At 63.2% G+C, this 12,319-nt stretch carries 7 protein-coding genes; 5 read left to right on the top strand and 2 right to left on the bottom strand.

The window, feature by feature from the left end:
• Positions 1-111: 111 nt before the first annotated feature.
• The 3 genes from VJ651_RS16165 (at position 112) to VJ651_RS16155 (ending at position 6,876) form a co-directional block, all read left to right on the top strand.
• A complete protein-coding gene (locus VJ651_RS16165; RefSeq protein ID WP_324108434.1) occupies positions 112-3,927 on the top strand; it encodes a TonB-dependent receptor domain-containing protein in 3,816 nt (1,271 codons plus the stop codon).
• 1 nt (position 3,928) lies between these two features.
• The gene (locus VJ651_RS16160; protein ID WP_324108433.1) at positions 3,929-5,875 is read left to right on the top strand and encodes an adenylate/guanylate cyclase domain-containing protein; all 1,947 of its coding nucleotides are present in this window, start codon (positions 3,929-3,931) and stop codon (positions 5,873-5,875) included.
• 98 nt (positions 5,876-5,973) lie between these two features.
• The gene (locus VJ651_RS16155; protein WP_324108432.1) at positions 5,974-6,876 is read left to right on the top strand and encodes a DMT family transporter; all 903 of its coding nucleotides are present in this window, start codon (positions 5,974-5,976) and stop codon (positions 6,874-6,876) included.
• Between the two features lie 6 nt (positions 6,877-6,882).
• On the opposite strand, the gene VJ651_RS16150 is transcribed toward VJ651_RS16155, so the two are convergent.
• Entirely contained in the window at positions 6,883-7,839 is a 957-nt protein-coding gene (locus VJ651_RS16150; RefSeq protein WP_324108431.1) for a ChaN family lipoprotein, read from the bottom strand.
• Between the two features lie 165 nt (positions 7,840-8,004).
• Positions 8,005-8,235, bottom strand: coding sequence for a hypothetical protein (locus tag VJ651_RS16145; protein ID WP_324108430.1), 231 nt, complete (start codon positions 8,233-8,235; stop codon positions 8,005-8,007).
• A 760-nt stretch (positions 8,236-8,995) separates the two neighbouring features.
• Here VJ651_RS16145 and VJ651_RS16140 point away from each other — a divergent pair.
• Both VJ651_RS16140 and VJ651_RS16135 read left to right on the top strand, forming a co-directional pair.
• Positions 8,996-9,292, top strand: a complete 297-nt coding sequence (locus tag VJ651_RS16140) for a hypothetical protein (RefSeq protein ID WP_324108429.1) — start codon at positions 8,996-8,998, stop codon at positions 9,290-9,292.
• A 424-nt stretch (positions 9,293-9,716) separates the two neighbouring features.
• The coding region (locus tag VJ651_RS16135; protein WP_324108428.1) for an adenosylcobalamin-dependent ribonucleoside-diphosphate reductase at positions 9,717-12,319 on the top strand (2,603 nt) is incomplete at its 3' end.

The raw sequence follows: 12,319 nt of genomic DNA, 5'->3' as shown, positions 1-12,319 counted from the left end.
AATGAGTTGAATTACTTTGAGGAAATAACATTCCGAAGGCCTGAACGGCCGAAAGCCGCACGGCCGGCAACAGGCATATCGCAGTCGAATACCGGAGGAAGGGAAAACCAAATGGCGAGGATCGCCTGGGCCATATCGTTGGCCTGCATCGTGGCGGGTACGGCGGGCACAGCATGCGCGCAAGCGCTCACGCGCAGGGTCGACACGGTCGGCCAGGTGGTCGCCAGCAAGGGCGACGAGCAGCTCAATCCGGTCGAGATGCCCGGCTGGCGCCGCCTCGACGTGCAGCAGTCGCTGGCCGAGGGCGACAACCTGCGCACAGGCGCGTACGGTGGCCTGAGCGTGCTGTTTCGCGATGAAACCCAGATCCGCATCCATGCCAATACCACCCTGCAGATCAAGAACATCGGACGCCGCACGCAAGGCAATACTCGCCTGCATCTCGAGCGTGGCGGCGTCTGGATGCGCGCCAAGACCGTGCCTTCCGGCCTCAGCATCGACACGCCGTCGGCCACAGTATCGGTGCGCGGTACCGACTGGTCGCTGACGAGTGACGACAAGGGAGCGTCAGCCCTCACGGTGCTGTCGGGCCAGGTAAGGTTCTTCAATGAGTTCGGCGAAGTCTTGGTCGAGCGCGGCGAGGCCGCGTTTGCCGAAAAGGGAAAGGCACCGGTCAAGCGCTACATTGTGCAGCCGAAAGACCAGGCGCAATGGCAATTGTCGACCGGCTGGATCGACCTCATCTCTCTCACCGGCGACACCGCCACGGCCTTGCGCGAAAAACTGTCGCGCACGCCATCAGTCGGCGCATCCTCGCTGCTGCGCGCGCAGCAGGCCTTCGACATGATGGAATACGAGCAGGCGCAAAGGCTGCTGGCGCAGGCGCGTACCAATGGCGAGCCGGCCGGGCGCATCGCGCTGGTCGATGGCCTGATCGCCTTGCAGCAGGAGCGCATCGACGACGCCGAACAACTGCTGGACAAGGCTATGCCCGAAGGCAGGCGCGAGCGAATGGCGCTGCGCCTAGGGCATTATGGCGTGCTAATCCGCAAGCGGGAGTTCGTGCGTGCCGGCGAGGAGTTGGACAGCATCGGCCAAGAGTTCGGCGATTTCGCCGAGGTCGCGCTGGCGCACACGTGGCGGCTGGCCTTCCGGGGTGAGCTCGAGCAGGCGCTGGCCGTCGCCGCCGACGCGATGCAGCGCTTTCCGCACGAAGTGCGCTTCCCGATCATCCTGGCGCATCTTCACATGCTGCTCGGCGATGCACCGCAGATGCGCAAGCAGCTCGATGCCGGCCAGGCGCTCGACCCGGTCAATCCCTACCTGCAGCATCTCGACGCCCTGTATCACGTCAAGATGCTGCCTGACCCGCAGCGCGCGAAGCAGCGGGCATTGCGCGCGATCGAGCTGGCGCCTGGCTATGCGCAGCTCTGGAACGATCTCGGGCTGGCCTGCCAGGACCTGGGCGACAACAGGGGCGCCGAGGCGGCGCTCCGGCGCGCCATCGAACTCATGCCGTCCGCGCCGGAATTCCATGCGAACTTGGCCACCCTGCTGATCACGCAGGACCGGCTGGAGGAAGCCGAAGCGCTGCTGCGGCATGTGGTCGACACGCATCCCGCGCTTGCCACCGGGCCGGAAGGGCTGGGCCTTGTTGCGCTGGCGCGGGGAAAGAACGAGGAAGCACTCGACTGGCTGCTGAAGGCGGTGTTGCTGAATCCCGGCCTGTCCGAAGCGCAGACCCTGCTGGCGGTCGCGTACTACCGCGACGAGCGTTTCAAGGCGACCGACAGCGCACTCGACAGCGCCATCCGCTACGATGTCAACACGCCCTTGCCGCACTTGCTCAAGAGCCTGATCGCGCAGGACCAGGCGGAGGCGGGCAAGGCCATCCGCTACGCGCGCAGCGCCTTCGACATCTACATGAAAAGCGGCGAAGCATCGATCGACGGTGTGCAGAACAGCCAGTCCGGCAATTCCGGCCTGGCGTCGGCCTACGGCAATCTGGGACTGGCGAATTGGGGCGACTTCCTCTCGCAACGCGCCTACAACCCCTACTGGGCGAACAGCCATTTCAGCGCGGGCACGCTCTATGAATCGAGCAACGCCCGCCTGGGCAGCCTGATGCAGGGCCTGCTGCTTGATCCGTCCGCCGTCAGCAGCACACCGCGCTACAGCGAATTCGGTCCGCGCCGCCCGCACCACGACCTGATGGCCGGCGCGAGCTTTGCCAGCGAAGCCGGGCATATCGCAAACAGCCAGTCGGTCACCGCGCTGGGATTCGTACGCGATGGCATGTCGCCATCCTCGCTTTCCTATTTCGTCAGCGCGTCGCGCAACTTTGAGCCGGGCACGCGCACCAATGCCGATGCCAGGAATGAAAGCGTCACCGCTGCGCTCGGCGCGACGCCGAATGCGGATACCGGCGTGCTGCTGCGCCTCAGCGCATCGCGCACGAAGAACGGCTTGCCAGGATCGCTCTCGGCGCCGGATTTCGACGACCGCGCCGACGCCACGTCGATCAACGGCAATATCGGCCTGCATCGCCGGCTCGGCTACCATGACGAACTGCTGTTGTCCGCATTCGCGGCGCGCGACCGCAACCGGCTTCGCAATGCCGACCCTTACGGCAACACGCTGTCGCCACTGGATTACTCGCTGGTCACGCAATTCGGATTGGAGCAGACGCGCGACCTGTATCGCCAGGGGATCGTCGACGCCACCTTCGATCCGGCTTTCCCGACCTATGTCGTCGGCGCGACCATGCCAGGATGGACCGGCCTCGCGACCACGCTGCCGGCCGGCCTCGACCTGGACACGCGGCAAAGCCAGAAAGCCTTGGCGCGGTTCACGCAACTGCAGGCCAAGCGCCTGCTCGACATCGGCCCGCTGCAGGCGAGCTACGGCGCGGAATGGGCATGGAGCGGGAGCCGCATCGACACCATGCGCACCACCGGGCGTGTCGATGCCAACGGCATCCTGGTCTTCTCCGATATTGGCGCCGTGCCGCCTGCGATGACGGGCGGCATGCCGGACCCGACCTTCCCGGCCGTGTTCTTCCCCTATGCGACGCCGCTGCTGCAGGCGCAGACAAACAGCATCGCCAACAATTTCGGACAAGTCTATGCCAGCGCACGCTGGCCGATTTCAAGCCGCCTGCTGCTCGATGCCGGCCTGAAGCTGCAGCACACCGACGACGGCACACGCAACGGCAACCGCACGCATCCGCATGTCGGCATCGCCTGGACCGTGGCCGAGAATCACTGGTTGCGCGCCGCCTACCAGCGCCAGTCCGGCCTACCCATGGTCGGATCGCTGGGGCCGATGACAACCGTCGGGCTCGGCGTGGCGGATGCCTATGTGGCCAACGGCGGCGTCAGCACTTCGCGTCAGCTGCAGTGGGACAGCGAGTGGAACGAGCGGCTGATGAGCTTCGTGCGCGTCGGAGAGCAGGACGTCGACGGCTTTGCCATGCCATCGGCCAATCCCTGGGATGTGCTGCTTGCGCGCGGCGCGACTGTCCGCAGCGTCGCAGCCGGTGCCAATCTCTGGCTCGGAGAACGCTGGGGGCTGGCCGCGACCTGGCGCCAGGTGCATTCGGTCAATCATGATGCCGCCAACGCCGGTAAATCGCTGCCGCTGATGCCGGAACGCACGTTCAACTTCGGCGCCACCTGGGTGCATCCGGCGCAGATCCGCTTCAGTCTCGCGCAGTCGTACACAGGCCCGACGCAAGCCGACCTCGCCAACACGACGAAGCTCGCCGGCTACTGGATCACCAACGCCAGCATCAACTGGCAGCCCGCGCCGAAGCATTGGTCCTGGACGCTGTCGGTCAGCAATCTCTTCGATCGCCGCTACCGGGTGGCGCGCGATTATCCGGGCATCCGCAGGACCTTGCTGCTCGGCCTCGAATACCGGAGCTAGCATGCCGCGCATATCCCTTCGCTCCATCGGCCTGTACGGCGGCGTGATCCTCGTATGGGCCGCGCTGTTCGTGCTCGGCCTCAGCGCATGGTGGGAGCGGCTGGAGGAAAACAATTTCGACTGGCTGACCATCGCGGCGTCGCCCGCTGCGGCTGACAGCCCGATCACCATCGTCGGGATCGACGAGCCCAGCATGGCGGAATTCCAGCAGCAATGGCCGTGGCCGCGTGGCACGCATGCGGAACTGATCGACCGCCTCAAGGAAGAGGGGGCGAGCGTGATTGCCTTCGACGTCGTGTTCGCCGAGCCGTCCACGCCGGAACACGACCGCCGTCTTGCCGACGCAATCCGCCGTGCAGGCAACGTGGTGCTGGCCGCCGATTGGGAACAGCGCGAAGATGCCTATATCGCGCAGGAGAGGGAAATCCTGCCCTTGCAATCCTTGCTGCAGGCGGGTGCCAGAACCGGCATTGCGCGAATGCCCTTGTCCGGATCGTGCATCCGCCGCTTCCCGGCGTTCGACAACTCCTTCGGCCAGGCGATTCTCGAAGCAGCCGGCAAGCCCGTCGATCCAGGTCGGTTTCCGCCGCGTGGAATGCTGCGCTACGCCGCTCCGCCGCAAGGCTTTTCCTACGTGTCCTACTACCAGGCGCTGCATCCGAAACAGTTTCTGCCGCGCGGCTTTTTCAAGGGGCGCATCCTGCTGATCGGCATGGTGCTGGACGACAGCCCGCAGCTCAAGGCGGACATGTATTGCACACCTTACTCCTGGCGCAACCTGCGTCGCATGTCCGGCGTGGAAATCAATGCCAACATGATCGACGCCGCCATGCGCGGGCGCGTGGCGGGAGAGGCTGGGCAGGGTACGAGAGCCGCTCTGCTCGCGGGCCTGATGCTGCTGTCCCTGCTGGCATTCCGGCAGTGGGCGCCGTGGCAGGGAAGCCTGCGTCTGCTGCTGCTCGCCGGCGGGTGCGTTGCCGTGGCGGCGGGCCTGTTCGTTTACGCGGATATCTGGTGGCCGGTCTTTGCGCCCTTGCTCGGCTTGTTCCTGAGTTACCTGCTGTTCGGCGCGGCAGCCTTCATCGACGAACGACGCAAGCGTGCCGAGATCCGGCGCGCCTTCGGCCACTATGTGTCTTCCGCCGTGATCGAACAGATGCTCGCCCATCCTGAGCGCCTGCGGCTCGGCGGCGAGCGGCGTGAAATCACCCTGCTGTTCTCCGACCTGGCCGGCTTTACCTCGATCTCGGAAAAAATGCAGCCGGAAGAAGTCGCCGAAATGATGAACCTCTATCTGACGGAGATGGGTCGAATCATCCTTGATCATGGCGGTACGCTCGACAAGTTCATCGGCGACGCCGTGATGGCATTCTGGGGCGCGCCCCTGTCCGATGCCGACCACGCCTTGCATGCATGCGAGGCAGCGCTGAACATGCAACAGGCAATGGCGTCGATCAACGCCGCCTTGCAGCAGAAAGGGGCAGGGGCGTTGTCGATGCGCATCGGCATCCATACAGGCATGGCGGTGATCGGCAATATGGGTTCGACCGAGCGCTTCGACTACACCGCGATCGGCGACAGCGTCAATCTCGCATCACGCCTGGAAGGCGCGAACAAACTGTACGGCGCCGGCATCCTGCTCAGCCAGGCGACAGTCGATGCGCTGCACGGACGGCTGAATTGCCGGTTGGTGGACAAGCTGTGCGTCAAGGGCAAGAGCGAGCCGATCCAGGTCTACACCTTGGGCGCGATGACGGAAGAAAACGATGCGGCAATACAGGCGTTTCGCCGACAGGACTGGGATGAGGCGCAGCGATTGTGGCAGATCGTGCTGCGCGATTGTCCGTCCGATCCGGTCGCGCAGTTCTACATCGACCGCATCGCGCATCTGCGTTCCCATCCACCCGCCATGGACTGGGACGGCACGACGGTGCTGGACAGCAAGTGAGCTTTGCCTCGCTGACATCACGTCGGCGTGCGCAACGCGTCATTGCAAATCCGGATACACTCGTCCCACTGTTTGCACCACTTCCACCGCGATTGCCGATGACTTCACCCGCCGCCTCGTCAATACAGGCTGATGCTCGTTTCGATACGATGCTCGCCTGGTTCTTCGTGCTGGTCTGGGGCTCCGGTTATCTCGCCAGCAAGACCGGGATGCATTACGCGGCACCGTTCACCTTTCTGTCGCTGCGCTACGCCTTCGGAGTGTTGTGCCTGATTCCCCTGCTGATCATCACGCGGCCCGCGTGGCCGGCCGATCGGCGCGAACTGTTCCATGTCTGCGTGGCGGGATTGCTGATGCATGCGATCTACCTGAGCGGCAGCCACTACGCGCAGTACCTCGGCATGTCGGCAGGCGTGACGGCCCTGATACTGGCGACGCAACCCTTGTTCACCGCCGCGTTTGCCCATCGCGTCATGCGCGAACACCTCGGCTGGCGGCAGTGGCTGGGCGTCGCGCTTGGCCTGGCGGGGGTGATGCTGGTGGTGTGGCACAAGTTCAATCTGCGCGCAGTGACGGTGTCCAGCCTGTTTGCGGTCATCCTGTCGCTGGGCTCGATCACGGTCGGCACCTTGTATCAGCGCAGTTTCTGCAAGACGGCTGACTTGCGCAGTTCTTCCTTCATCCAGTTCGTGGTGTCGCTGCTGGTGCTGGCGCCGCTGGCCTGGCGCGTTGAGGGCTTCGTGGTGCATTGGAGCTGGCAGCTGGTGGTGTCGATCGTGTTCCTCGTGATCTTCGCCTCGATTCTCGGGGTGAACGCCTTGCATACATTGATGCGGCGCGGTCATGCGGCCAAGGTGACCAGCCTGCTGTTCCTCACGCCCATCATCGCGGTATTTCTGGAATGGATCATGTTCGACGTGGTGCCGGGCTGGTTGAGCGTCATCGGCATTGCGGTCACCTGCGCCGGCGTGGCGCTGGTGTCGGCGCAACGCCGCAAGTGAGACCGTTCAGCTGCTTGCGCCGGGCTTGGAGGGAATCGTGTCGCAGGGCTCGACCTTGCGGCGGGTGCGCGGCGTGAACCATAAATAATCATATTGCGCGCCGAGCGGGCCGTAGGCATATACCTCCGGGTCGGTCGGTGTATCAGTTTCCACCAGACCAAGCGACAGTACCGACGTGTCCGGCGCGCGCGCCGCGAGATACAGCGGCACGCCCATGTCCTTGCGCGCGTGGCCGCGGCCGACGATGGCGACCGCGCCGTTTTCCCTGAACCCGAGCAGCGTATCGGCCATCACCGCGTCGCGCGCACGCTGCGCCTTCGCAATCGCGCCGATCACGTGTTCCGGAATCTTGCCGCAATGTCCCGCATAGACTTCATGGATCAGATGCTTCTGGCGTTCCGGCGTCCACACGCTTTCCAGCGCAAGCCGGTTCTCCGCGTCGGCGCCCAGCGCGGAAAAGCCGTTGCGCGAAACCTGGCGCGTCATGTCGCGCGACAGGTTGGCGGCGGCCAGCGGCAGTCCCTGCTGCACGGCCTGCCTTGCAATCGGCTCATACATCGGCCAGTCCCAGCTCGTGCGCATCAGCTGCGACAGCTCCCGCATCTTCCCTTCGGGTTCGCTTTGGCGCAGCACGGTGGTGATCTTGTCCTGCTGGTCGGTGTCGTATTGTTCCATCACCAGCGCCGGGCGGCGTCCATGCCTGAGTATGTCGTCGAGGATGCGCGCCTGGATGCGATGGTGTTCGCGGTTGTCGTGGATTTCGCCCAGCAGGACCAGCCGGGTCGATGCGGCCTGCTCCAGCACCACGGCGGGATCCACGTAGCGGCGTCCGGCAACGTCCCATACCTTGCCGTTCAAGGGATTGTGTTGCGAAGCCCAGTCGCCGGTATGCGCGCAGGCCGCCAGCAGCAGGGCGAGGGCGCATGCAGCCAGTCGTTTTCCAAAAGTGGTTGTTCGTTTCATTCAGTATGGTTTCGATCGGCGGCGCTGACCGTCACGGCAAGCGTCCGGCGCAAGTTCGCAGGAAAATGGGAAATTATCGTCGAGGGCGCGGCGCTGTCGCGGGCCGCCGCAGATTATTGTTGATTCTGCTGTTTCACATCAATTCCGAGATGCTGTCGCGCTGCCTCATTCGGCGGCAAACTCTGCGGCGGCTTTCGCCGTCCAGAGTGCCTTGTTGTAGGACTCGAAGGGCTCATCGTAGCCAGAAACCTCGCCGTTGTCGCCGACAAAGTGCGCCCACCAGCCCTGTTCGTCCTGCACGATGGCGATATCGCCGCTGCGGCAATGTTCGGTGATGCTTTCGCCGGGAGCGAGGGTAACGATGTTGATCCGGCGGTGCTTGATGACGGTAGGCATGGACAGTCCGATCAGAAGGAAAGGCAGTCCGTTCGACCGCCGCGCGCCTGAATTATCGTCACAGGCTTGTCATGTTTTTCAGTGTAGCCGCATCCGGCGACCTGCGTTTCTTGTCACAACATTCATGCGGAGTGTATTTTGAACGCCGCGCTACACTCTTGAAAACAAGGCGGTTCTTGCGCAAAAAAATCTTGCGGCAGCGTTTCCCGCAAGCTATATTTACTCCAAGCATTCGACCAATCGAGTGCGGATACACGAGCAGATTCATTCAACTGGGGCCACTCTCCAGATAGGACTGGGCGTCAGGAATCTACTCCTGTATTCAATGGCAAGCTCGCTACGGCGGGCTTTTTTGTTGTGGCGCATTGATGCGGCGCAGCAAAACCACCTTTGTCCGGGCTATATCCAAATGTGTAACTTCGGTGTAATATTTCCCGCACAAAAAATCCACTTAAGGATGGAGAATGGAGACAGGGACCCGCGAGGTGAAAGCCTTGCGGGTTTTTCTTTTCCGGCGAGATATACAAGAATCGTATAACCGATATCACCACAATAAAGCAGACATCGCATGGGGCGGGCAGTATAGTGAACCTGTCTCCTCCAACTCTCCTAGAATTGGATTTGCCCGCTACCGCAAGGTCAGCGGGCTTTTTTTTTGCCTGCAGCCTGGGGAGAATTGGCGCGGCCTTGCCAGAAATCGTTGGTCCTGCCTGCGTCGGGAGTTACCATATGGAACTATTTTCCCGCTCCGGAGCGTTTCATGAAAACTTCCTTGCTGCTTGCTCTTTTGGCTATTGCCGGCTTGGCGAGCGCGCAGTCCATCGTCCCCGATCTTGACCAGAGCGGCCGCAAGGGCGATATGGCCCGGCTCGCCTACAAGCAGGCGGTCGGCGAATTCGACGCCGCCGATGTCGACAAGGATGGCAAGCTGACCAGGGACGAAGTCGCCAAGGTCGCGCCCTTCAAGGCGGACAATTTCGACCGCTACGACAAGAACAAGGACGGCTTCCTGAGCTGGGAAGAATTCGTCGGCCACAACAAGTGGAAAAAGGAGTGACGCGGCGACCGTTTTGCATGCCACAATGCCGGAGGATTTTTCAGGGGAAACTCTTTCGCAATGCAGCATTTTCGCCTGCCGGAACAAGCGGCCTTCACACCGGAAATACTTGATCTGGATCAAGGTGACTTCGTTTACGGCCTCGCTAGAATGACTTCCGGCCAGCCGGACCGAGAGCCGCCGCAAAATCGATTTTTTCGGTCATTCGACCGGCCCGAATCAACGCTACCAGGACCAACGAGTGATTTCATGATCGCGACCCGGTTTTCAATCAGCACGACCGTCCTGGCAAGCGCCGCAACCATCCGACACAACGCACCTTGATATGGCCATCCGTCACATCGCAGGTGCATCGACACCAGAACCCGCAACACGTTTTCATTCGATCGCCCGACGCTCCGACGTCGGCTCCAAGGAGTCATACATGCATAAACTAGAAAGCGCGGTCATCGCGCTCGCCGAGCCACAAGACATCTCCACCGAGGTCCTGATCGAAAAATACGCCAAAGGCGACGAAACCACGATCGAACAGGTCATCACCCGTGTCTCCAAAGCCCTGGCCGAGGTTGAACCGCAGAAGACGCGCAAAAAGCATGCAGACGACTTCCTGTGGGCGATGCGGCAAGGCTTCATTCCGGCCGGCCGCGTCAGCAGCGCCGCCGGCACCGGCCTGCAGACCACGCTCATCAACTGCTTCGTGCAGCCGGTCGGCGATTCCATCACCGAGGACGACCACGGCAAGCCCGGCATCTATACCGCTCTCGCACAGGCCGCCGAAACCATGCGCCGCGGCGGCGGCGTCGGCTACAACTTCTCCGCCATCCGCCCCAAGGGCGCACGGGTGAAGGGCACCGGCAGCAGCGCCTCCGGCCCGATCTCCTACATGAAGGTATTCGACCGTTCCTGCGAAACCGTGGAATCGGCCGGCGCACGACGCGGCGCGCAGATGGCCGTGCTCAATGTCGACCATCCGGACATTCTTGACTTCATCACGGTCAAGCAGGAAAAGGGGCAGCTCAACAACTTCAACGTCTCGGTCGGCGTCACCGACGAATTCATGCGCGCGGTCGACGCGGACGGTGACTTCGAACTGGCGCACAGCGTTGAACCCAACACCGACTTCAAGGAGAAGGGCGCCTACCAGCGCGAGGACGACAAGTGGGTCTACAAGAAGGTCAAGGCACGCGAGATCTGGGACCTGATCATGAAGAGCACCTACAACGCCGCGGAACCGGGCGTGCTCTACCTCGATCGCATCAACCAGGAAAACAATCTCGCCTATTGCGAACGCATCGAAGCCACCAATCCCTGCGGCGAACAACCGCTGCCGGATTACGGCTGCTGCTGCCTCGGCAGCCTCAATCTCACCGCCTACGTCGAGGAACCCTTCAGCGAAGACGCGAAGTTCAATTTCGAGACGCTGGCGAAAGTCACGAAGATCGCCGTGCGCATGCTCGACAACGTGCTGATCGCGACCAAGTGGCCGCTGCAGGAACAGGCCCGCGAAGCGGATGCCAAGCGCCGTCTCGGCCTCGGCTTCACCGGCCTGGGCGATGCGCTGATCATGCTCGGCGTGTGCTACGACACTGAAGAGGGCCGCAAGCTGGCCGGCGAGATCTCGCGCGTGATGCGCGATGCCGCCTATGAAGGTTCGATCGACCTCGCGAAAGAGCGCGGCGCATTCCCGCTGTTCGACGCCGACAAATACCTGACCGGCGGTTTTGCCTCGCGCCTGCCGGAGTCGCTCAAGGATGCGATCCGCAAGCACGGCATCCGCAATTCGCACCTGACCTCGATCGCGCCGACCGGCACCATCTCGCTGGCCTTCGCCGACAACGCGTCGAACGGCATCGAGCCCGCCTTCTCCTGGTTCTACAACCGCACCAAGCGCATGCCCGACGGCACCAAGAAGGACTACACCGTCGAGGACCACGCCTACCGCGTCTATCGCGCGCTCGGCCACGACACCGCCAGCCTGCCGGAAGCCTTTGTCTCCGCGCTGGAAATCTCCGCCATCAATCACATGCTGATGGTCGCCAGCGTCGCGCCCTACATCGATGCCGCGATTTCCAAGACGGTCAACGTGCCGGAAGACTATCCGTACGAGGACTTCAAGGGCCTCTACATGGAAGCCTGGCGCCAGGGCCTGAAAGGCATCACCACCTATCGTCCCAACGGTGTGCTCGGCGCGGTGCTGTCGGTGCCTGCCGCCAATCCCAATCCGCAGCCGGTCACGCTGTCCGAGCAGGACAAGCGTCTGGTGCTGACGGAAATGGCGATGACGCCACCGCTGGCATCGCTGCGCTGGCCCTCGCGTCCGCGCCTGCCGGCCGGCGCCTCCGCCTGGATCAGCGAAATCATCGACACGCCGCAGGGCGAATTCGCGGTCGCCGTATCCGACAAGGGCGGCGTGCCGTTCGAAGTCTGGGTGCTCGGCGGCCAGCCGCCGCGCGGCCTGGATGCGATCGCCAAGACCCTGTCGACCGATATGCGCGCCAACGACCGCGCCTGGCTGCGCAAGCGCCTGTCACTGCTCGGCAGCGCCTACGGCGATCCGTTCGAAATGCCGATGCCGCCCAACGGCCAGTCGATTCAGGTGCCGAGCGCGACGGCCGCCTTCGCCAAGCTGGTCGAATGGCGTTACAACCAGCTCGGCGCACTCGACAAGCAGGACAACGAAACGTCGCCGGTGCTCAACGCGCTGTTCGCGCCGCATGAGCCCAAGACCGGCACCGACGGCACGCTGGCCTGGGTGGCGGATGTGCGCAACCCGGCCACCGAAGACGATTTCGTGCTGATGCTCAAGGAACTGCAGATGCCGGACGGCACCCGCCGCCCGTACAGCATGTGGCTCACCGGCGGTCATCCGCATACCCTGGACGGCCTGTGCAAGCTGCTCAGCCACGACATGCGCGTGGTCGATCCGGCCTGGATCGGCATGAAGCTGCGCAAGCTGCTCAACTACGCCGAACCGCGCGGCGACTTCCTCGCCCGCGTGCCCGGCAGCGAAAAGCAGGTCAGCTATCC

Source organism: Noviherbaspirillum sp., assembly GCF_035254865.1.
Taxonomy (GTDB): Bacteria; Pseudomonadota; Gammaproteobacteria; order Burkholderiales; family Burkholderiaceae_D; genus Noviherbaspirillum.
Note: the sequence above shows the minus strand (reverse complement) of the source record. Positions and strands in the feature narration are given on the sequence as shown.

Excerpts from the sequence above, each read along its gene's own strand:
- VJ651_RS16140 (WP_324108429.1), top strand. The coding sequence starts at position 8,996 with ATGAAAACTTCCTTGCTGCTTGCTCTTTTGGCTATTGCCGGCTTGGCG.
- VJ651_RS16150 (WP_324108431.1), bottom strand. The coding sequence starts at position 7,839 with ATGAAACGAACAACCACTTTTGGAAAACGACTGGCTGCATGCGCCCTC.
- VJ651_RS16155 (WP_324108432.1), top strand. The coding sequence starts at position 5,974 with ATGACTTCACCCGCCGCCTCGTCAATACAGGCTGATGCTCGTTTCGAT.
- VJ651_RS16165 (WP_324108434.1), top strand. The coding sequence starts at position 112 with ATGGCGAGGATCGCCTGGGCCATATCGTTGGCCTGCATCGTGGCGGGT.
- VJ651_RS16145 (WP_324108430.1), bottom strand. The coding sequence starts at position 8,235 with ATGCCTACCGTCATCAAGCACCGCCGGATCAACATCGTTACCCTCGCT.
- VJ651_RS16160 (WP_324108433.1), top strand. The coding sequence starts at position 3,929 with ATGCCGCGCATATCCCTTCGCTCCATCGGCCTGTACGGCGGCGTGATC.